Below are 20,776 nucleotides of genomic sequence, written 5' to 3' on the forward strand. Positions count from 1 at the left end.
GAGGACTTGAAATGTCAGTATTAAATACCCAACAAATTCAAGAAATTTTGCCTCACCGTTATCCAATGTTGATGTTAGATACGGTTGAAGAATTAGTACCTGGTGAAAGTGCTGTTGCAATTAAAAATGTGACAATTAACGAAGAAATCTTTCAAGGACATTTTCCCGGTAATCCAACCTTTCCTGGTAATCTAACCGTTGAAGCATTAGCACAAACTGGTGCTGTTGCGTTGCTTTCAATGCCTGAATTTAAGGGTAAGACTGCTTATTTTGGTGGCATTAAGAAGGCACGTTTCCGTAAGATGGTACGACCAGGTGACCAAGTTCGTTTGGAAGTTAAGCTAACACGTTTACGTGGACCAATTGGTGAAGGTAAGGGAACAGCATATGTGAATGGCAAGCGTGTCACCACAGCTGACTTAACATTTATTGTTGGAGATTAAGTATGTTCAAAAAAGTTTTAGTGGCGAATCGAGGAGAAATTGCGGTTCGTATCATTCGTACACTGAAGGAAATGGGCATTAAATCTGTCGCTATTTATTCTTCAGCGGATGCGGATAGTCTTCATGTACGACTGGCTGATGAAGCAATTGCCGTTGGAGGACCAAAATCAAAAGACAGCTATCTCAATATGAAGAATATTTTGAGCGCTGCTGTTTTAACTGGTGCCGAAGCGATTCATCCAGGTTATGGTTTCTTATCTGAAAATGAAGCCTTTGCAGAAATGGTTGGCGCGGTAGGATTAAAATGGATTGGACCAAGTCCGAAAGTTTTGGAGTTAATGGGTAATAAAGCGAATGCTCGTGAATCAATGCGTGCCGCTGGTGTGCCCGTTATTCCAGGATCTGAAGGATTTATTCACAATGCCAGTGAAGCAAAAAAAATTGCAGAACGTATTGGGTATCCTTTACTATTAAAAGCCGCTGCTGGTGGTGGTGGTAAAGGGATGCGTTTTGTGTACGCAGAAGATGAACTTGCGGATAAATTTGATGATGCACAACATGAAGCGAAAGCGGCATTTGGCGATGGTCATATGTATGTTGAAAAGGTCATGACAAATGTGCGACACATTGAAATGCAAGTTATACGTGATCAACAAGGTCACGTATTGTATTTTCCTGAACGTAATTGTTCATTGCAACGTAATAATCAAAAAGTTATGGAAGAAAGTCCAGCTGTTGGTATTACGCAAGCTATGCGTGATGAATTAGGTGCCATTGCAACACGTGCAGTGAATGCACTGGATTATGAAAATACTGGGACACTAGAGTTCCTAGAAGATCATGATGGTAATTTCTATTTCATGGAAATGAACACACGTATTCAAGTTGAACATCCGGTTACTGAATTAGTGACGGGGGTTGATTTAATTAAAATGCAACTTCAAGTTGCTGCAGGTGAAACACTCACGATGACGCAGCAAGAGGTCAAAGTGAATGGTCATGCCATTGAAGTTCGCTTAAATGCTGAACAACCTGAACGTAATTTTGCACCAAGCGCAGGTAAAATCAAGTTTGTTTTCTTGCCAACTGGTGGGCCTGGGATCCGCATTGATTCGGCAATTTATTCAGGTGATATCATTCAACCATTTTATGATTCAATGATTGGTAAGCTACTTGTACATGGTAACGATCGTGCAGAAGCAGTGGTTAAAATGAAACGTATTTTGGATGAAATGGTGATTGACGGTGTGAATACCAATGCTGATTTCCAAGAAGCCTTGTTAAGTGACGAAAAGGTTGCCGAAGGATTATTCAATACACAATATCTTGAGCAAGAATTTCTACCAAAGTGGCAAAAAAGCCTAACAACCGGTGAATAGGAGACAAATGATGGATTTATTTAATAAACCAAATGTCAAATTGCCAAAAATTAAAAAAGATGCGCATGTTGATGCGCAAATACCTGATGGGTTGTTTTTAGCTTGTCCATTTTGTGGTGCACAATTATATTCAAAGCAATTAGGTGATCAACGTGTTTGTCCAAATTGTGGCTATGGGTTTCGTTTACAGGCATACGAACGTGTGCATTTAATGACTGATAATTTTGAGGAATGGGATGCTGATTTGACGTTAGAAAATCCTGATTTTCCTGGATATGCTGAGAAATTAGCACGGGCGAAATCACAAACAAATTTAAAAGAATCAGTTTTAACAGGTCGCGCTATTTTAGAAGACGAAACAGTAGCGCTTGGTATTATGGACTCTTACTTTATGATGGGGTCATTAGGCTCAGTCACTGGTGAGAAGATTACGCGTTTGTTTGAAAAAGCAACAGACCAAAAACTACCAGTTGTCTTATTTACTGCTTCAGGTGGTGCGCGTATGCAAGAAGGGATTCATTCTTTGATGCAAATGGCAAAAGTATCAGCGGCAGTTGCAGCCCATCAGGAAGCAAAATTACCTTATTTTGTCGTTCTGACAGATCCAACAACGGGTGGTGTGACTGCCTCATTTGCAATGCAGGGAGATGTGACATTGGCAGAACCACATGCACTCGTTGGTTTTGCGGGTAAGCGTGTGATTGAGCAAACAATTCACGAAAAGGTACCAAAAGATTTTCAACGTGCTGAAACTGTTTTGAAGAATGGGTTTATTGATGCAGTCGTGCAACGTCAGGAATTACCGCATGTACTAGCACAATTAGTTAAATTTCATCAACCACAGGGAGGTCATTAATCATGGTAAGTTTGTTTAAACGTGAATTGACACCTGTCCAAATTGTGAAACGTTCACGTGAAGATCGGTTCATGGCTCGTGAAATGATTGCTGGTATTTTTACAGATTTCTTTGAATTGCATGGTGATCGCTATGCTGGTGATGATGAAAGTGTTATTGGTGGGTTAGCAAATTTAAATGGTCAACCAGTAACAATCATTGTTATTGATAAGGGCTCAGATATTAAAGATAAGTTGGCTAAGCGCAATGGGTCACCAGAGCCATATGGTTATCGTAAAGCGACTCGTTTAATGAAACAAGCCGCAAAGTTTGGCCGCCCAATCATTACCTTTATTAATACGCCAGGTGCTTTTCCCGGCAAAACAGCTGAAGATCAAGGTCAAGGAGATGCAATTGCCCAAAGTATTTTAGAAAGTTTAAAATTACCCGTGCCAATGATTGCCATTGTGTATGGTGAAGGTGGTTCTGGTGGAGCACTTGCACTTGCTACGACTGATCAGGTTTGGATGTTTCAAAATGCGACATATTCAGTGCTTTCGCCAGAGGGATTTGCATCGATATTATGGAAAGATGCAAAGCGTCATGATGAAGCTGCTGCTGTTATGGGACTAACGCCCAATGATTTGCTAGAGAATCATGTGATTGAGTACATTATACCGGAGAGTCGGTCACATGCACGCGTCTTTTCACTGATTCGTGCCAAATTAACCGATGAAATTCATAAATTATCGGCATTACCGGCAGATAAATTGTTGGCACAACGACGTGCTCGTTTCCGTAAATTTTAATCATATTTAAAAAACACGAAAGTTACCAATAATTTTTGGACTTTCGTGTTTTTTAGTTGTGACGTTTTTATATCTTTTTTTAAAATTAACCGTTAAAATAAAAATAGTTTCGGGGATGATGAGGAGATAATGGACCATGTTAAACGAACAAACATTACAAAAAAAGCAGGCAGGGGCGTTTGCAGCAACTTTAATCAAGGACGGGATGATTGTCGGTTTAGGCACGGGATCAACGGTCCGTTTTTTTATTGAAGCTTTAGCAAAACGAATTAATCGTGAAGGCTTAAATATTGTTGGTGTGACAACTTCAAATAAGACGTCATCTTTAGCAAAGGCTTGGGGAATTAAATTATCTTCAGTGAATGAGGTACCACACATTGACTTAACGATTGATGGTGCTGATGAAGTGGACCAACAGTTAAATGGCATTAAAGGTGGCGGTGCAGCATTATTATTTGAGAAAATTGTCGCGTTAAATTCGCAAAAAAATATTTGGATCATTGATGAATCAAAGTATCATGATGTTATTGGTCAGTTTCCTTTACCAGTTGAAGTTGTACCATATGGTAGTCATCAGTTACTAAGAAAATTTCAGGCAGCTGATTTACAGCCAGCTTTTCGGCGAACTACTACCGGTCAACGACTGACAACAGATACTGGTAATTACATCATTGATTTGACGCTTCAACGAATTGAGCACCCCCAAAGCTTAGCTTACTTTTTAGAACAAACGGTTGGCGTTGTTGAACATGGCTTATTCTTAAATATGGTTGATCAAGTGATTATTGGTGGTCATCAACCAACTTTGATTTCGCACATAAATCAATCATAGCAAACGAAACTGCTGCATAATCCTATGGTACAATTAACGTAGTTGTATTGGGGAACACGATTGTCATAAAGGAGAATATAAAAATGACTTGGCAAGAAAATTATCAAGTATGGGCAAATCATACTGATTTACCAGACTACTTACAAGCTGACATGACAGCTTTGGCTAAAGATGATAAACAAGCAGAAGATGCTTTTTATCAACCATTATCATTTGGAACAGCAGGTATGCGTGGTTTATTAGGTGCAGGAATTAATCGTATGAACATTTATACGGTACGTCAGGCAACTGAAGGTCTTGCACGATTGATGGATTCTTTATCACAAGAAATAAAGCAACGTGGGGTTGCAATTTCTTATGATTCGCGTCATTTTTCTCAAGAATTTGCCTTCGAATCAGCAAGGGTCTTGGGGGCACATGGTATTAAAGCGTATGTGTTTGAGTCATTACGACCAACACCAGAATTATCATTTACAGTGCGTCACCTTCATGCATATGCAGGTATTATGATTACGGCTTCACATAATCCTAAAGAATATAATGGTTATAAAATATATGGTGAAGATGGTGGTCAAATGCCACCTAAGGAATCAGATATTATTACAGCCTCAATTCGTGAAGCGGATATGTTTGCTGTGCCTATTAAATCACAAGAAGAACTGGTATCAAATGGTCTATTAGTGACGATTGGTAAGGCTATTGATGATGCTTATCTAGCTGAGGTCAAGACGGTAACAGTTGATCAAGCTTTGGTCGATCAAGAAGGACGGGATATGAAGTTGGTTTATTCACCACTTCACGGAACAGGTGCATTAATTGCTGGTCAAGCATTAGCAAATGCTGGATTTAAAAATGTGACGATTGTTCCTGAACAAGAACAACCTGATGGTGATTTTCCAACTGTAAAGTTGCCGAATCCTGAAGATCCAGCTGCCTTAGCCATGGGAATTGCTTTAGCCAAAGAACAAGGTGCTGATGTTGTTATTGGTGTTGACCCAGATGCAGATCGTATGGGAACGGCTGTTCGTTTACCATCAGGTGAGTATCAATTATTGACCGGTAACCAAATTGGTGCGATTATGCTCCACTATCTGTTAACAGCTAAGCAAGCGGCTGGTACGTTGCCTACTAATGGCGTGTTAGTCAAATCAATTGTGTCATCTGAATTTGCCGCTGATATCGCGAAAAGTTTTGCAATTGAAACCATTGATGTTTTAACTGGCTTTAAATATATCGCTGAACAAATTCAAAATTATGAAGAAACACATGAACATACATTCTTATTTGGTTTTGAAGAATCTTATGGTTACTTAGTCAAGCCGTTTGCACGTGACAAAGATTCTATCCAAGCAACAGTATTATTAGCTGAAGTGGCAGCTTATTATAAGTCACTAGGTAAAACACTATATGATGGGTTACAAGAGTTGTTTCATGAATATGGTTACTTTGTTGAAAACACACAATCCTTAACGTTTAAGGGAGTTGATGGTGCGGAGAAGATTGCAACATTAATGGCAAAATTCCGGGCTGAACAACCAACGACATTTGGTAATATTGATGTTATCAAGGTTGATGATTTTACGTTGCAAACTGAGACAGACGTGAAAACGGGTATTGAAACAGCTTTGACATTACCAAAAGCAAATGTTCTGAAATATTGGTTAGCTGATGGCTCATGGGTAGCTGTGCGACCATCGGGAACTGAACCAAAAATTAAGTTATATGTTGGTACAAAGGGGACAACTCAAGGCGAAGCTAACGAGAAATTAGCAGCAATTCAACAATCGATTGCTGATTACGTTGACTAATATAAAAAAACTTTGGTAATTACCAAAGTTTTTTTATATTCATAAATATTTTAAATCACTGTGAAGTTTTCATACATGTTACAATGTATGTATAGTCGGGACTATAAATATAACTTATGAATGGAAGAAGTCATAAGGATTGGAGAAAGTGATGATTGGATGGATTATTGTTGGTGTTATTATTGTACTAATTCTATTATGGGTAGGTATTTATAATGGTCTTGTACAAGCTCGGATGCGCACGCAAGAATCATGGAGTCAAATTGATGTCCAGTTAAAGCGGCGTAATGATTTGATTCCTAACTTGGTGGAAACTGTCAAAGGGTCAGCAAAATTTGAACAAGGAACTTTAGAAAAAGTTGTTAGCCTGCGTAACGCCTTAACACAAGTACCTACGGATGATCATCAGAAGACAATGGCATTGTCAAATCAATTGTCTAGTACATTGAAGTCGATTTTTGCTGTCGCTGAAGCTTATCCTGATTTGAAGTCATCAAGTCAATATAATAAGTTAATGGAAGAACTGACAAATACAGAGAATAAGATTGCTTATTCACGCCAGTTGTTTAATACAACGACGGCAAATTACAACACAAAGTTGCAGTCTTTCCCAACAAATCTTGTGGCAAAGCTACATAGCTTTAAGCCTAGTGAATTCCTAGAAACACCAGAAGAAGAACGTGAAGTTGTCAAGGTATCATTTGATGATCGCGGTCTTTAATAACGAGGTAATCAATCATGTTATTTGAGCAAATTGCAAAGAATAAGCGCAAAACAGTTGGGTTATTCATTGGTTTCTTTTTGTTCATGGGCATTGTAGGAGCAGCATTAGGATATTACTTACTAGGTGAATGGTTACCAGGTGTGATTATTGCAATCGTGACGGGCATGGTCTATGCTGGTTATATGTTTAGTCAATCGACAGATGTTGTTATGCATCTAAATCATGCCCATGAAATTACCAATGCTGACCAAGCACCTGATTTATGGCATATTGTGGAAGACATGGCTTTAGTGGCCAATGTGCCAATGCCACGTGTGTTTATTATTGATGATCCAAGCCCTAATGCTTTTGCAACCGGCAACGATCCACAACATGCAGCAGTTGCCGCAACATCGGGTATTTTATCTGTGCTAACACGTGAAGAATTAGAGGGCGTTATGGCACATGAAATGACGCACGTGCGTAATTATGATATTCGTATTCAAACAATTGCAGTTGCGTTAACTTCAGCGATTGCGATGTTAGCTAATTTTGGTACTCATTTTTGGTATTTTGGTGGTAATCGTAATCGCGATAATGATAAAGAAGGAAATATTGTTGCGTTAATCGCATCTGTATTGGTGCTATTTTTAGCACCGATTGCGGCAACATTGGTACAATTAGCAATTTCACGTAACCGTGAATTTTTAGCTGATGCTGGGGCTGTTGAATTAACGCGAAATCCCCAAGGGTTAATTAGTGCTTTAACTAAGATCTCACAAAGTGAACCAATGTCAGATGAAAATGTTTCAGCTGAAAGTGCTGCATTATACATTGCTAACCCATTACAAACAAAGAAATTAACAAATCTTTTTTCAACGCATCCGCCAATGTCAGAACGGATTGCAGCTTTGGAAAAAATGTAGTGATAACTAAATATATGGGTCAATGAGAAGCAATCTTTTGCTTTATATATAAAGGTGAGTGAAACAAAAGATGTTCTGAAGCTAATTGTTGTTATAGCAAGGTTTCATCATTTTGGAACACGTTTAAGGGTACGTCAATCTATCAATGTAAAATTGATAGATTGACGTCCTTTTTAGTATCTTTATTCTAGTAACTTTATCTTTCTGTTTGATAGGGCATGTGATACAATGAAAGGATTGTTGGTCGTCGCAAAGGCCAAAAGAAGGAGAGAATAATGAAGAAGAAAGCCCCTGTGGTTAAAAATCAAGAATTTGATGCTGAAGTGATTGATTTAACGTACCAAGGAAATGGTGTTGTTAAAGTTGATGACTTTCCTGTCTTTGTTACAAATGCTGTGCCAGGCGAAAAAATTCGGGTTGGTATCACAAAAGTTGCTAGTACGTATGCGTTTGGTCGAGTTATTAAAACACTTAAAGCATCACCCAATCGTAATCATGAAGTTAATAGTACGGCATTAACAACTGGTATTGCACCCTTAGCACATTTAAAATATGATGCCCAATTAAAATTCAAGCAAGGCCAGATTGCTGAATTATTTAATAAGCAACATGTATCTGTGAACGTGGCACCCACAATTGGTATGTCAAATCCAACAGGTTACCGGAATAAAGCGCAAATTCCTGCACGGATGATCAAAGGTCAACTAACAACTGGTTTTTTCCGACGGGGGTCGCATCGATTGATGCCAATTGAAAACTTTTATATTCAAGATCCAGAAATTGACAAAGCAATCGTGATTATTCGTGATATTTTACGTCAGTTCCATGTGCCAGCTTATGATGAAATCCATCATAAGGGGGTTATTCGTAATATTATGGTTCGTCGGGGTTATTATTCACACGAAATGATGGTTGTGCTTGTGACACGCTCAAAACGTATTCCTGGCGCCAATATTATCGTGCCACAAATCAAAGAAGCTTTACCTGAAGTCACTTCAATTATTCAAAATGTTAACCAAGATAAGACTAATGTTATCTTGGGTGATGTGAATCACGTATTATGGGGTAATAAGGTCATTAAAGATACTTTGTTTGATAAGACATTTGCGATTGGTCCAAATTCTTTCTATCAAGTTAACCCACAAACAACTGAAGTTTTGTATCAGTTAGCAGCAGACAAAGCAGAATTGACAAGTGAAGATACAGTGATTGATGCTTATTCAGGTATTGGTACGATTTCATTAACGATTGCGGATAAAGTAAAGTCAGTCATTGGGGTGGAAGTTGTGCCTAGCGCTGTGGATGATGCCAAGCGAAATGCAGATCTCAACCATGTACACAATGTGACATTTGAGTTAGGCAAAGCTGAAGAAAAGATGGTCGCTTGGCAACAAGAGGGCTTGAAACCGGATGTTATCTTTGTTGATCCACCACGTAAGGGATTGACACCTGAGTTAATTGATGCAGCAGTCAAAATGAAGCCAAAGAAGATTGTCTATATTAGCTGCAACCCAGCAACTTTGGTTCGTGATATTGTCCAATTCAAGGCGCAAGGTTACGATATTAAGGGTGATGTTCAACCCGTTGATCAATTCCCACAAACAACACATATTGAGTCGATTACTGTCCTTGAACGTGTTGATTAAAGATAAGCCTTTAAAAGCTGTCAATTTGCTATGAAAATAGTTAGATTGATGGCTTTTTTAATGGTATAATCGGGTAACAGGAGGGTGACAAGACATGGCAAAAGCGCTAGTAATTATAGATTATACCAATGATTTTGTAGATACAAAGGGTGCCTTAACTTGTGGTGAAGCTGGTCAGGTATTAGAACAATACATTGTTGACCAAGCTCAAGCATTTTATAACAATGGTGATTATGTCATTTTGCCAACAGATGCGCATTTTGAGGATGATAATTATCATCCAGAACATCAATTGTTTCCACCTCATAATATTGTGGGAACATGGGGCCAAGACTTGTATGGTCAATTGCAACCTTGGTATGAAGCACATCAAACAGATGAAAAAGTCTATAAATTTAACAAAAATCGGTACTCGGCCTTTCAAAATACTAATTTAGATAACTTTTTGAGAGAACGTCAGATAAATGAATTAACATTAGTTGGCGTCTGCACTGATATTTGTGTGTTGCATACGGCAATTTATGCATACAATCTGAATTATCAATTAACGATTCTAAAAAATGGGGTCGCAACATTTACGGAACACGGTCAAGAATGGGCTTTAGATCATTTCAAGAATAGTCTTGGGGCTACCGTAAAATAATTACGCTTACTTTTCAAAGTCATTTAGCTGTCAATCTGCCATGTGAAATGGTTGGGTTGACAGCTCTTTTAGATTCACTCAACGACTTATGTACCAGTCGGTTCGCTTTCAATGGTATAATTAAAAATAATTGATTATGAAAAATAATAAGGGAGACTAATTATGGCATACAAACTGGGCATTATTGGTACTAATTGGATTACCAAGCAATTCGTGCAAGCAGCTCATGAATCAGGTGAATATGAATTAACAGCCGTTTATTCACGTCATGAAGAATCAGGTCGCTCATTTGGTAATAATTTTGATGTCACAAATATTTATACTGATTTAGAAAATTTCTATACCAGTGGTATTGATGTTGTTTATATTGCTTCACCAAATAGTGTTCATTTTGAGCAAGTAAAAGGGGCAATCACGCATGACTTAAACGTTATCGTTGAGAAATCTGCTTTTTCAAATCCAACTGAATACACAATTATCATGACATTACTTCAAGAACATACGAATGTCCGCCTGTTCGAAGCAGCACGGCATATTCAACAACCCAATTTTAAAATCGTTGAAGCGCAAGTGGCTAAAATGTCTAAAATTGCAGGTGCAACATTTGTTTATGAAAAATATTCATCACGTTTCGATGATTATTTAGCAGGCCATGAACCCAATGTATTGAGCCGTCAATTCAGTGCTGGGGCACTAACTGATTTAGGCGTTTATCCAATTTATGCAGCAATTAAATTATTTGGTAAGCCGCAAAAAAGTCATTACTTTGCAACAACACTTCGGAATGGGGCAGATGGGCGTGGAATTGCTATTCTACGTTATGCAGATTTTGATGTCACGATTGAATTTGGTAAGGGTTCAAATAGCTATTTGCAATCTGAAATTCTAGGTCGGCGTGACACGTTGGTTATTGGTAATATTGCTGAAGTAGTGGATGTTACTTATCACGATGCTGAGGGTGGTCAACAAAAACTAAGTAAAACACCTTTAGAAAATCCAATGGTTGCTGAAGCTGTCAAATTTGCTGACATGTTAAAACATCCTACAGAAACTGAAACAGAGTATCAAGCATTATTGACACTGAGTCAAACAGTCAATCAAGTACTATTTGATTTGCGTCAAGATGCGGGAATTGTCTTCCCAGCAGATGAAAAATAAGTGACAGACGAAGGAGAAAACATGGACTCTCGTTTTGAAGAGCGATTAACAACGATCGGGTTTCAGTCACTAACGCCCATTCAAGAAGCAGTCGCAGAACCATTGGCAGCAGGTGAGTCAATTGATGCGCTTGCACCAACAGGAACCGGGAAAACATTAGCTTTCATTTGGCCATTGTTACCAAAATTAGTACCAGATGATGGTGAACAGTTATTAATTTTAGCGCCATCACAAGAATTAGCAATGCAGACAACACGTGTTGCTCGTGAGTGGGCTAATGTGTTATCACTAAAAGTATTGTCGTTGACAGGTGGGGCAAACATCAAGCATCAAGTTGACCGGTTAAAAAAGCACCCTGAAATTTTGGTTGGTACACCTGGTCGTGTGAATGAGTTGATGAATAGTGGCAAGCTGAAACTAAAACGATTACGAACATTAATTTTAGATGAAGCTGATGAATTATTGCGTGATGATACAGCAAATCAAATTGATCATATTTGGGACATTATCAATGATAAAGACATCCAAGTGGCACTATTTGGCGCTACTGAAGTTGATACAACCATTGCTAACGGTTTATTTGATAGAGAGTTTATACGAATTGATCAGCGTCATGTTATGATGCCAACAACGATTAAACATGAATTTTGGCCAACCGCACATGATCAACGTCAAAAACGTTTACGTCAGTTAGCTGCCCAAAAGAACTTTCAAGCGATAGTATTTTTTAATACGACAAAGCAACTTAAAATTACGGCTAGCTTTTTAGCACATGAACATGTTGCCATGGCAACTTTGGTGAGAGGTGACTCAAGTACGACGCGTGCGAAATCATTAATGCATTTTAAAAAAGGTGTTGCCAAATTTCTGTTGACGACAGATGTTGGTGCGAGAGGATTGGATATTCCTGATTTAACAGCAGTAATCAATTTTGATTTACCACGTGATGGTGAAACTTATACGCACCGTGCAGGGCGAACTGGTCGTATGGGGAAGTCAGGATTAGTGATTTCTTTTGGTAACGATCATGACCTGCGTGATTTAAAAAAGATGGTAGCAGTTGATATTCAAACGGTTTCTGGTAGCCAGATGTCTCGCAAGCAAGCCGTGAGGTCAGCAACTACGGCAATAACTCATCATGATCGGCCTATTAAACAGGCAACTGGGATAACAACCAAAAGACAGGGTAAACATGCAGGGGAAAAAGTCATTGTATCGCGTGAAGAACGGTTTGCAAAAGAAAAACGAGCGCAAAGAAAGCATCGTAAAAACAAAGGTAAGCCAAAGCATTAATCATGGGCATTATGAAATTTTAAAATAGGTTTAGGGACTATTGATCTAGTTAGTCAGATTAGCTAGATCAATAGTCCTTTTTGAGCGAGACGTGCTGAAAGATACTGTGTTTGTTAATGATAGTATCTAGAAAACGCTTACAAAAAATAGTTATTTTGTGAATGTTCGATTGTTAGTTAGTTCACATAAATGATTAAATATGTTATGATAATAACTAATATGAGTTTCACAATCTTTGGAAATGTTTGTGAAAATAGTTAATTTTAAAAAAAGAGGTCGAACTAATGGTTGAACATGATATTCCTAGAGCAACGGCAAAGCGATTGCCAATTTACTATCGTTATTTGAAATTGCTGTTAGACTCTGGGACTGTCCGCGTTTCATCAAACGAATTATCCGAAGCTGTGAAATTTGATGCCGCAACGATTCGACGTGATTTTTCTTACTTCGGCGCACTTGGTAAGCGTGGTTATGGCTACGATGTTGAGGCATTAATGAATTTTTTTGGTGAAATTCTTAATCAAGATACATTAGCTTCAGTCGCATTGGTAGGAGTCGGAAATCTAGGACAGGCCTTATTGAACTTCAATTTTCATCAAAGTTCTAATGCACGAATTGCAGCAGCTTTTGATGTTAATCCAGAAATTGTTAATACGATCCAGTCGGGTATTCCTGTCTATAGTTTGGATGATTTAGAAAAGCAAATCATTGATCAACGAATTGATGTCGCAATTGTGACAGTACCGGCCAATGTAGCACAAGATGTTGCCAAGCGCCTAGCATCCGCAGGCATTCGTGGTATTTTAAACTTTACACCATTACGCTTGGATGTGCCAAAGTCTGTCCGTGTACAAAACGTTGACTTAACAAATGAGCTGCAAACGCTTTTGTATTTTATCAACAATTTTGGAGAAAAATAAGACAACGATCATTACCAATATAATATAAAAAAGCGCATCAGGAACCAATTTTGGTAACTGATGTGCTTTTTTGGAATGACTAGTCGTTGATATAAATAAAGTCAGCGGCATGTTGTGTTACTTGAATTGTTTGATCACCCGAAACTAAAACAAGGGGACCATCAAATGGCAAACGCTCTTTAATTGTCCAAGTTGTATTTAATCCTAGGTGTAGTGTTTCAGTATATTGTAATAGTTCTAAGTCTTCAGTAAAGCTGTTGATAGTGACAGTTTCATTATCTTTTGCTTCACGTAATGAACGTAATGATTTTGGTGAATAATGATGGTCGATATCAGGAATGCTGAGACCTTGGGGACTTAATTTTGGGAAACCTAAGTACTTATCTAGGGCGTTAATAAATTGATCATTAGCATCGTGATCAAGGTGATCAGCGTTTGAGTGGGCTTCTGAAATTGATAAGCCTAATTTTGTTGCACCAAATGTTTCAATTAAACGGTGGGCACGGATTAAACGGAGGGCTGTTTCACGACCAGGTTTTGTGAGTGTGACACCATAATAAGGCACAACATCAACTTCGCCAGCTTCTTGTAGTTTTGCCAGCATATTAGAAACCGATGAAGGAGTGACGTTTAAATGTTCAGCAATTTGGTTGTTAGAAATTTTTGTTGACTCATCGCCACCGCTTAATTCTAAGATTGTTTGTAGATATTGGGTTTTAGAAATAGATTCGGTCATAATGTAAAATTTCCTCGTTTGTTGTGAAATAGTTAATATGATTAATTATACCATGAAATGGTAGATAATGTATTTCATAAAAATGAAACTAATTATACGTTTGATAAAAAAATGATTTTAGGTTATGATAATTATGTAAAATTTAATTAGCAACTGACAACAGTCAGAAACAAGTTTTGGAGGCTTAAAATGCAGGAAATGAAAGTATGCCAAGAGAACAAGTTAGGGGGATGTACCTTAATTCGTCACCTATTACAAAGCTCACGTGATATTTCAGAGCAGACTGTACAACAATTAGCAACAGCACTAGAAGAAACACTGACTTGTCGGCCAGAAGTTTATGTTGGTCAGGTTTATGATAGTTGTGTTTATCGAATTGGTTGTGGTGATATTAACACTGAAACAAAATTATGTTTTTCAACGCCAGATGTTCGTAATAAATTTGCGAGTTCTTTTGAAGTTGCTTGTCGAGAAGTTGGCCTAACTGTGCATCGGAGTTACTAATAATAGGTTAAAAATAGTTCTAATTTCTATAATTAGTCATTTGGATGCAAATTAAGGTCGATCAGCTCCCTAGATGGTGGAAGCTGATCGACCTTTTTTTTGCATTATAAAATAATTTTTAATTAAATTTTTTGATGTAGTTGATCAATGGTTGTGTTATTCAGCAATAGATATAATAAAATACTTTGAATCGGCAAAAAAACAAGTTGTTTGATGACACGTACCCAAATTAGAGAAGTAATCGTTTGTGAATTGTGAATGTTACCAATCATGACAACCCATAGCGTGTTTAAGATGACATTAACAATTAACAAAACGATTGTAACCGTTAAAATAATCCGTAACCAAGAAAGCGTTTGGCGGCCATAGAAAGAAAAGCCGTAAATAGCGGCTGCAATTACTGCAGAAATAGTAAAGCCCCAGAAATAACCATAACCATTCATTAAGCTACTAATGACATCAGTAAAAATTGCAACGAGCATTCCCCAAAAGGGACCATACCACTTAGCAATCACTCCGACAATCAAGAACGTAAAGCCAACTTTGATGGTAGCAGTGCCGAATGAGAAACGACTAATGACTATTTGTAATGCCATTAAAATGCCCAGCATAGCAAGTTGTCGTGTACGTAAATGTGGTAAGACATATTCTAATGTTTTCATTTGAAAACACCTCCTTATTAATTGGAGGGTTTCACTTGTTACAGTGAATGTGATTCAAGCATCGCGGTAATCCTTCGTCCATGGCCCACATTCCGTTTCCACAGCACTTAACGCACCTGAATCTACCCTGTTCGTTTTACAGGAGTATATTTTACTACATTCTTATTAAAAGTAAACAGCTAGTTTAGAAATAAAACTTTTGAAAGGCATTTTAAAAGTTGGTAAAATGTTTTAGTAAAGATAATTTATGATCAAAAAGTTAATTGCATAACAAACTGGCAAATCAACGAATCTATTAATTGATCATTGAGATAAGAGGTAGGGCATGGGTAAAGTTTCAATCAGAGATGTGGCTAGTTTGGCAGGCGTATCAATTGCGACTGTCTCACAAGTCTTAAATGGTAAGGGTACGCGGTTTTCTGATAAAACCAAGGCCAAAGTATTTGCAGCGCGTGATGAAATCGGATATGTACCCAATGCGAGTGCACGGAGTTTAAAACAAGGATCAACGATACTAATTGGCGTTGTTGTTCCTAGTTTAAGAGCACCATTTTTTGGTGATTTAATTCAACGGATGCAAGAAAATTTACCTGACAATGTGTCGTTATCAATTATGACTGCTGTACCAGCAAAAACAGATCAAACAGTTGAAACATTAGTGAATGCAGGGGTACATGGTATTATTATGGCAAGCCAATTGACGAAACCAGTAACCGTGGCACATCGTTTAAAAAAACGTGGGATTGCACTAGTTGTGTTAGAAAATCATGATGAATTGGCAGAAGCGGATGCCGTTTATGCGTCAGATAAAAAAGGTGGTCGGCTCGTTGCTGAACATTTGTTAGCACTGGGGCATCGTCATGTCGTTTTGTTGGGTAATCAAGTTTATACCGACAATTTACAATATCGAACCGCATCGTTTAAAGAAACAATGTTAGCAGCAGGGGCGAAAGTTAGCGAAGTTGCGACTCGTAATTTAACAAAACATGCTGGTCGGGCAGCGGCGATGGCCGTATCGATTACGCAAGCCACAGCAGCGTTTGCATTAAATGATGAACTAGCAATTGGTTTAATTGCCGGATTAAATGCGCATGGTATTCGGGTTCCTGAAGATATGTCGGTTGTCGGGTATGATGATACTGACTATGCAGAATTTTTTCGGCCAGCATTAACGACTGTTGCACAACCAGTCTGGTTAGTTGCTGAAGCGGCGTTAAAAACAGTGATAGCTCGTATTAATCATCCAGATGCTGAACGGCAAGTAGCGGCATTTGATACGGCGTTGGTTATCCGTGAATCAACTGCATCTTTACAATAAGATGTGGTAAGCTAATCGTAGCAAGGAGGTCATTTTATAATGACAGGACTGTTCAAACGAACACGAGAATTAATAAAATCGCCTAAGGGTGTGGATAAACGCCAAAAAAATATGTCGACTGCCTTAGCCACACAAGTAACACATCTCATGAATGATGGCTGGGTTCCAAAGGCCATTGCCGTGTATGTTGATCATACGGTGAATAACGAAGCGTTAACAGATAAGACGATGAACCGTATATTGTCTGAAAATTGGGCAGAAGCGCATCGAATTGGTTCGGCGCTGTTTACTGAGATGTTTGCAGCTGGTTTTCATCGTGGCGGTTTGCCAGCGGCTGATCGTTTAGATATGCTATATAAAATTTTGGGGATGACAGTTAGTTCATCGAATTTTGTCAAAATGACGCGATTAGGCAATTGGCAGTTAAGGGAAACAATCGAAGATGCTGATTTATATTATTATCATATAGAAAGTTTGCAAGAGACACAAAGTTATTTTGAATTTGTCAAACAAGTGGCGTATATGATGCGTTTGAAGCATCATGCTTGGAATGGTATTCGTTCAAAGTATGAAACTAGTCGTCAGTTAAGTACGATTATAGATAATCAATTTCGTTATTATTTGAGCAAACCGATTGTTGATTTCATTGTTTGTCATCAGTGGCATCAAAATGATGTCTCTGATAGAATATTAGAATTAACAGGAACACCAGTCTCATATCCCGATGCACAATTTCATAATCGTGGCGTTGCAAAAAAAGACAATATTAAAGTAGCTTTGCCAGGATACCATTTGGAATTAATTTTCGATCATAACGGGCAAATTGTTTCAATGTGGCCAGTGTTAGAGAAACATCAAATCACTAATGAACAGGGTGTTTTAGTCTTTTCTGAGGATCCAGCAACTTACTCGTTGGCAGAACTACAGATGATTGCGAATACTGAATCGGCTAATTATGCGAATGCTGGTGGTCAAATCCATCAATCGTTAGATGTCATGCCAGCTAATCGGTATGCTGGTTTGGAATCTGATCTACGTAATTTTGCGAAAAATCAATTTTAACAGCCTGATATAGATAATAAATAAAAGAGAGTGTGACAAAAGACGTTTTGAAGCCGATTGTAACAATGATTAGGTGATTTTGGTTTGCAGTATAACGAAGAACCGGAAGCGCCTAATTGTTGTTACAGTAAGGCTTCAGTCTTTTGGAACACGTTTAAAGGCGCTAATCTACCAATCAAAATTGATAGATTAGCGCCTTTTTCAGCTGATCATAACGACTTATGTCTTAGCCCCTTTTAAATTTAGAAAACAGCCTGATAAATGACACGGACAGCATCATCCATCTGATCGACAGGAACGCCAATCATCGTTGAAATTTGTGAAGCACCTTGGTTGATCATCGGTAGGTTGATACCTGCTTGAGCTAATGCTGTGGTAATTTTACTAAAAGTACCAATATGTTTTGGCATGCCTTCACCAACAATCATAATAATGGCGTAGTCATCTAACCATTCGAGTTCATCTGGGGCAATCGTTGCGTATAAATCATGGCTAATATGGGCTTTAATATCAGGCGTAAGTTGTGATTTATCAAAGATAATAGTCATATCATCAATTCCAGATGGCATATGTTCATAACTAACGTGATAAGTGGCCAAAATTTGTAATATTTTCAAAGTGAAACCGACTTCACGATTTAACAAATAACGGTGTAAATAAAGTGCCGCAAAACGATTATCGTTTGCAATTCCTGTCACTGGATTCTTTGGATCAATGGCGTGATTTGGGACAATCATGGTTCCTGGTGCTTGTGGGTCGTTTGTATTTTTAACATTAATTGGTATATTTGCTTCAATGACCGGAATGATGGCCTCATCATGGAAAACAGCAAAGCCAGCATATGATAGTTCACGCATTTCACGATAAGTCATTTTTTTAATCGATTGAGGATTTGGTACAACCTTAGGATTAACAGCATAGATAGCTGATACATCAGTAAAATTTTCGTACAAATCAGCCTGAAAGCCACGTGCTAAGATCGCACCAGTAATATCGGAACCACCTCGACTAAAAGTTGCGGCATAACCATCATTGGTATAGGCAATAAATCCAGGAACAATCATTAAACGTGAATCATCAAAATCATAATTTTTAATAGCTTCATAACTAGCCTCATTTAAGCGTGCTGATCGTGGTGAACCAGTTACTGTTAGACCTAATGCAGCAGGAGAAACAAAATCAGCAGCTAAGCCTTTTTCTTGAAAAATAAAAGCAATCAATTGCGCGTTCAATAATTCACCATGCCCCATAAAAGCGGCATATAAGTGATCAAATGATGGATAGTGAACGCGATTTAAATGAATAAGTTGTTGTTTGATATGAGGGATAATCTTAGTTTCTTCTAACGAAAAGTATTGGACAATTTCTTGGTAGCGCGCCAGAATAGTTGTTAAAATTTCTGATGTATCGGTACCAGCAATGGTTTGATCAGCATATGTTTTAAGTAAATCAGTCACTTTAATATCACCATCAAAACGTTTACCTGGTGCTGATACGACAATAACTTGACGTTCAGCGTCAGCTTGAATAATATTTAAAACTTTTTGCACCTGAGCACCCGTTGCTAAGGAAGATCCACCAAATTTTACAACTTTCATTTTTTGCCTCCAAATAAATTTCTAATTGGCACTAATTAAAAGTGAAAAAAAGATTAATGTCAAGTATTGACATGAACATTAAATTAATATATTCTAATGTTACGTTAATGATTAATAGAGGTCGCAACCAACAAGAGTCGCTTAATGGAGTCTGCACAGACAAAGAAATTAAGTTAAAGGGGCGGTTGCCGAAATGAAACAGTTTGTGCATCTGTTATTGTTGGGCTAATGGTAAATAACTATTAGACTGTCGCTAAATTTCAGCGGGGAGCTATTGTCACAGTCTTTAGGAATAGAAACCAATCCGATTGACAGTGCAATAGTGCTGTTAGTCGGATTTTTTTTGTAAAAAAGATGGCATTATAAAGGGGCTAAACATGGTAGTAGCAGTAACAAGACCAACAAGAATCAAAATATCACAAGCAGCAGTGACGCATAATGTTGCCATCACACGAGAGGCAAGTGGGGCGAAGTTTATGTTTTTAGCTGTGAAAGCTAACGCATATGGATTTGGATTGCAAACGATGGCGCAAGCAGCACTGAAAGCGGGTGTTGATGGCTTAGCAGTGGCTGTCCTAGATGAAGCCTTAGCACTACGTCAAGCTGGTATTACTGTGCCAATCCTTATTTTAGGCATTACGCTACCACAATATGCCAAGTTAATGGCTGATAATGACCTAATTGCAACGGTCAGTGATATCAGTTGGTTACAAGCTGCGCAACAGAATTTAGACAAACAACAGGCATCATTGAAGGTTAATTTAGGCGTTGATACTGGCATGGGTCGAATCGGATTTCGAAGTCGACAAGCATTAGCAACAGCGATTGACTTTTTAACTGAACGATCAGATTATTTTGTTTATCAAAGTATCATGACTCATTTTTCAGAAGCTGATTCACTTGCAACTGATTATTTTAAAACGCAGTTACGCCATTGGCATACTTTAACTGATGATTTACCAATGCCTCCGATGGTTCACTTAGCAAATTCAGGGGCTGCCATGTATCATGCAGATGAATTACCAACTGACTATATTCGGGCAGGAACGGTGGTTTATGGTATCGAACCATCACGAGGGGAAGTTAGACCAGATAATTATTTACAACCTGTTCTAACATTGGAAACGACATTAATTTTTGTCAAACAAATGCCAGCAAATGTTGGTATTAGTTACGGACACAAATATTATACGCATGCAGATGAGTGGGTCGGCACGTTACCCATTGGTTATGCCGATGGATTACCACGTTCCTTAGAAGGTTTTGAAGTTTTAGTGAACGGGAAGAAAGCGCCAATTATTGGCAGCCTTGCAATGGATCAAATGATGATTTCTTTACCAGAAGAATTACCCGTTGGCACGGTAGTCACCATCATTGGTAAACAAGGGCAATATGAAAATACGATAGAGGACTTTGCACAGCATGTTGGCTTAGCACCATGGGTCGTCACGACTGGTTTGCAAGAGAGACTAATGCGTGTGCTTGTAGATTAAGGGGAAAA

At 38.2% G+C, this 20,776-nt stretch carries 20 protein-coding genes and 2 riboswitches; of the genes, 17 read left to right on the plus strand and 3 right to left on the minus strand.

Going from position 1 to position 20,776, the window contains the following annotated elements; all coding sequences use genetic code 11:
• Window positions 1–11: 11 nt before the first annotated feature.
• The 13 genes from fabZ (at window position 12) to ACSKY2_RS00440 (ending at window position 13,395) form a co-directional block, all read left to right on the plus strand.
• Window positions 12–443: a 3-hydroxyacyl-ACP dehydratase FabZ gene (gene fabZ, locus ACSKY2_RS00380; protein WP_489839894.1), complete on the plus strand. Its 432-nt coding sequence runs from the start codon at window positions 12–14 to the stop codon at window positions 441–443.
• A gap of 2 nt (window positions 444–445) precedes the next feature.
• Entirely contained in the window at window positions 446–1,822 is a 1,377-nt protein-coding gene (gene accC / locus ACSKY2_RS00385; RefSeq protein ID WP_489839893.1) for an acetyl-CoA carboxylase biotin carboxylase subunit, read from the plus strand.
• Between the two features lie 10 nt (window positions 1,823–1,832).
• Entirely contained in the window at window positions 1,833–2,678 is an 846-nt protein-coding gene (gene accD / locus ACSKY2_RS00390; RefSeq protein ID WP_489839892.1) for an acetyl-CoA carboxylase, carboxyltransferase subunit beta, read from the plus strand.
• A 2-nt stretch (window positions 2,679–2,680) separates the two neighbouring features.
• Window positions 2,681–3,466 (plus strand): carboxyltransferase subunit alpha, encoded by a 786-nt coding sequence (accA, locus tag ACSKY2_RS00395; protein ID WP_489839891.1) that lies wholly within the window; start codon window positions 2,681–2,683, stop codon window positions 3,464–3,466.
• Between the two features lie 136 nt (window positions 3,467–3,602).
• The gene (gene rpiA, locus ACSKY2_RS00400; RefSeq protein ID WP_489877685.1) at window positions 3,603–4,298 is read left to right on the plus strand and encodes a ribose-5-phosphate isomerase RpiA; all 696 of its coding nucleotides are present in this window, start codon (window positions 3,603–3,605) and stop codon (window positions 4,296–4,298) included.
• Between the two features lie 83 nt (window positions 4,299–4,381).
• Entirely contained in the window at window positions 4,382–6,106 is a 1,725-nt protein-coding gene (locus ACSKY2_RS00405; RefSeq protein ID WP_489877686.1) for a phospho-sugar mutase, read from the plus strand.
• A gap of 151 nt (window positions 6,107–6,257) precedes the next feature.
• The gene (locus tag ACSKY2_RS00410) at window positions 6,258–6,827 is read left to right on the plus strand and encodes a LemA family protein (protein ID WP_489839888.1); all 570 of its coding nucleotides are present in this window, start codon (window positions 6,258–6,260) and stop codon (window positions 6,825–6,827) included.
• A gap of 17 nt (window positions 6,828–6,844) precedes the next feature.
• Window positions 6,845–7,735: a zinc metalloprotease HtpX gene (gene htpX / locus ACSKY2_RS00415; protein WP_489877687.1), complete on the plus strand. Its 891-nt coding sequence runs from the start codon at window positions 6,845–6,847 to the stop codon at window positions 7,733–7,735.
• A gap of 275 nt (window positions 7,736–8,010) precedes the next feature.
• Window positions 8,011–9,381 (plus strand): 23S rRNA (uracil(1939)-C(5))-methyltransferase RlmD, encoded by a 1,371-nt coding sequence (gene rlmD, locus ACSKY2_RS00420; RefSeq protein WP_489877688.1) that lies wholly within the window; start codon window positions 8,011–8,013, stop codon window positions 9,379–9,381.
• Window positions 9,382–9,475: 94 nt separating this feature from the next.
• Complete coding sequence (locus ACSKY2_RS00425) at window positions 9,476–10,024, plus strand: cysteine hydrolase family protein (protein WP_489877689.1); 549 nt, start codon at window positions 9,476–9,478, stop codon at window positions 10,022–10,024.
• Between the two features lie 162 nt (window positions 10,025–10,186).
• Window positions 10,187–11,182 carry a Gfo/Idh/MocA family protein gene (locus ACSKY2_RS00430; RefSeq protein ID WP_489877690.1) on the plus strand — a complete coding sequence of 332 codons (996 nt, stop codon included), beginning with the start codon at window positions 10,187–10,189 and terminating at the stop codon, window positions 11,180–11,182.
• Between the two features lie 21 nt (window positions 11,183–11,203).
• Entirely contained in the window at window positions 11,204–12,475 is a 1,272-nt protein-coding gene (locus tag ACSKY2_RS00435; RefSeq protein ID WP_489878209.1) for a DEAD/DEAH box helicase, read from the plus strand.
• Window positions 12,476–12,759: 284 nt separating this feature from the next.
• Window positions 12,760–13,395 carry a redox-sensing transcriptional repressor Rex gene (locus ACSKY2_RS00440; protein ID WP_489877691.1) on the plus strand — a complete coding sequence of 212 codons (636 nt, stop codon included), beginning with the start codon at window positions 12,760–12,762 and terminating at the stop codon, window positions 13,393–13,395.
• A 79-nt stretch (window positions 13,396–13,474) separates the two neighbouring features.
• Here the strand turns inward: ACSKY2_RS00440 and ACSKY2_RS00445 are convergent, their stop codons facing one another.
• Window positions 13,475–14,131 (minus strand): metal-dependent transcriptional regulator, encoded by a 657-nt coding sequence (locus ACSKY2_RS00445; RefSeq protein WP_489877692.1) that lies wholly within the window; start codon window positions 14,129–14,131, stop codon window positions 13,475–13,477.
• Window positions 14,132–14,320: 189 nt separating this feature from the next.
• Between ACSKY2_RS00445 and ACSKY2_RS00450 the strand changes: the two genes are divergently transcribed.
• On the plus strand, window positions 14,321–14,635 hold the full coding sequence (locus ACSKY2_RS00450) for a hypothetical protein (RefSeq protein ID WP_489839880.1): 315 nt from the start codon (window positions 14,321–14,323) through the stop codon (window positions 14,633–14,635).
• Between the two features lie 122 nt (window positions 14,636–14,757).
• On the opposite strand, the gene ACSKY2_RS00455 is transcribed toward ACSKY2_RS00450, so the two are convergent.
• Window positions 14,758–15,297, minus strand: a complete 540-nt coding sequence (locus ACSKY2_RS00455) for a folate family ECF transporter S component (RefSeq protein WP_489877693.1) — start codon at window positions 15,295–15,297, stop codon at window positions 14,758–14,760.
• A 39-nt stretch (window positions 15,298–15,336) separates the two neighbouring features.
• Window positions 15,337–15,429: riboswitch (THF riboswitch) on the minus strand.
• A gap of 193 nt (window positions 15,430–15,622) precedes the next feature.
• On the opposite strand from ACSKY2_RS00455, the gene rbsR reads away from it, so the two are divergent.
• Both rbsR and ACSKY2_RS00465 read left to right on the plus strand, forming a co-directional pair.
• Window positions 15,623–16,615 (plus strand): ribose utilization transcriptional repressor RbsR, encoded by a 993-nt coding sequence (gene rbsR / locus ACSKY2_RS00460; protein WP_489839878.1) that lies wholly within the window; start codon window positions 15,623–15,625, stop codon window positions 16,613–16,615.
• 39 nt (window positions 16,616–16,654) lie between these two features.
• Window positions 16,655–17,677: a DUF3114 domain-containing protein gene (locus tag ACSKY2_RS00465; RefSeq protein WP_489877694.1), complete on the plus strand. Its 1,023-nt coding sequence runs from the start codon at window positions 16,655–16,657 to the stop codon at window positions 17,675–17,677.
• 242 nt (window positions 17,678–17,919) lie between these two features.
• Here ACSKY2_RS00465 and ACSKY2_RS00470 read toward each other — a convergent pair whose 3' ends face one another.
• Entirely contained in the window at window positions 17,920–19,275 is a 1,356-nt protein-coding gene (locus ACSKY2_RS00470; protein ID WP_489839875.1) for an aspartate kinase, read from the minus strand.
• 107 nt (window positions 19,276–19,382) lie between these two features.
• A riboswitch (Lysine riboswitch) is annotated at window positions 19,383–19,557 on the plus strand.
• 95 nt (window positions 19,558–19,652) lie between these two features.
• Here ACSKY2_RS00470 and alr point away from each other — a divergent pair.
• Window positions 19,653–20,768 carry an alanine racemase gene (gene alr / locus ACSKY2_RS00475; protein WP_489877695.1) on the plus strand — a complete coding sequence of 372 codons (1,116 nt, stop codon included), beginning with the start codon at window positions 19,653–19,655 and terminating at the stop codon, window positions 20,766–20,768.
• The last annotated feature ends 8 nt before the right edge of the window (window positions 20,769–20,776 follow it).

Source organism: Weissella sp. ESL1156, from assembly GCF_058505625.1.

What these genes read in the sequence shown, in the direction of transcription:
- fabZ (WP_489839894.1), top strand. Translation starts at nt 12, where the DNA reads ATGTCAGTATTAAATACCCAACAAATTCAAGAAATTTTGCCTCACCGT.
- accC (WP_489839893.1), top strand. Translation starts at nt 446, where the DNA reads ATGTTCAAAAAAGTTTTAGTGGCGAATCGAGGAGAAATTGCGGTTCGT.
- accD (WP_489839892.1), top strand. Translation starts at nt 1,833, where the DNA reads ATGGATTTATTTAATAAACCAAATGTCAAATTGCCAAAAATTAAAAAA.
- accA (WP_489839891.1), top strand. Translation starts at nt 2,681, where the DNA reads ATGGTAAGTTTGTTTAAACGTGAATTGACACCTGTCCAAATTGTGAAA.
- rpiA (WP_489877685.1), top strand. Translation starts at nt 3,603, where the DNA reads ATGTTAAACGAACAAACATTACAAAAAAAGCAGGCAGGGGCGTTTGCA.
- ACSKY2_RS00405 (WP_489877686.1), top strand. Translation starts at nt 4,382, where the DNA reads ATGACTTGGCAAGAAAATTATCAAGTATGGGCAAATCATACTGATTTA.
- ACSKY2_RS00410 (WP_489839888.1), top strand. Translation starts at nt 6,258, where the DNA reads ATGATTGGATGGATTATTGTTGGTGTTATTATTGTACTAATTCTATTA.
- htpX (WP_489877687.1), top strand. Translation starts at nt 6,845, where the DNA reads ATGTTATTTGAGCAAATTGCAAAGAATAAGCGCAAAACAGTTGGGTTA.
- rlmD (WP_489877688.1), top strand. Translation starts at nt 8,011, where the DNA reads ATGAAGAAGAAAGCCCCTGTGGTTAAAAATCAAGAATTTGATGCTGAA.
- ACSKY2_RS00425 (WP_489877689.1), top strand. Translation starts at nt 9,476, where the DNA reads ATGGCAAAAGCGCTAGTAATTATAGATTATACCAATGATTTTGTAGAT.
- ACSKY2_RS00430 (WP_489877690.1), top strand. Translation starts at nt 10,187, where the DNA reads ATGGCATACAAACTGGGCATTATTGGTACTAATTGGATTACCAAGCAA.
- ACSKY2_RS00435 (WP_489878209.1), top strand. Translation starts at nt 11,204, where the DNA reads ATGGACTCTCGTTTTGAAGAGCGATTAACAACGATCGGGTTTCAGTCA.
- ACSKY2_RS00440 (WP_489877691.1), top strand. Translation starts at nt 12,760, where the DNA reads ATGGTTGAACATGATATTCCTAGAGCAACGGCAAAGCGATTGCCAATT.
- ACSKY2_RS00445 (WP_489877692.1), bottom strand. Translation starts at nt 14,131, where the DNA reads ATGACCGAATCTATTTCTAAAACCCAATATCTACAAACAATCTTAGAA.
- ACSKY2_RS00450 (WP_489839880.1), top strand. Translation starts at nt 14,321, where the DNA reads ATGCAGGAAATGAAAGTATGCCAAGAGAACAAGTTAGGGGGATGTACC.
- ACSKY2_RS00455 (WP_489877693.1), bottom strand. Translation starts at nt 15,297, where the DNA reads ATGAAAACATTAGAATATGTCTTACCACATTTACGTACACGACAACTT.
- rbsR (WP_489839878.1), top strand. Translation starts at nt 15,623, where the DNA reads ATGGGTAAAGTTTCAATCAGAGATGTGGCTAGTTTGGCAGGCGTATCA.
- ACSKY2_RS00465 (WP_489877694.1), top strand. Translation starts at nt 16,655, where the DNA reads ATGACAGGACTGTTCAAACGAACACGAGAATTAATAAAATCGCCTAAG.
- ACSKY2_RS00470 (WP_489839875.1), bottom strand. Translation starts at nt 19,275, where the DNA reads ATGAAAGTTGTAAAATTTGGTGGATCTTCCTTAGCAACGGGTGCTCAG.
- alr (WP_489877695.1), top strand. Translation starts at nt 19,653, where the DNA reads ATGGTAGTAGCAGTAACAAGACCAACAAGAATCAAAATATCACAAGCA.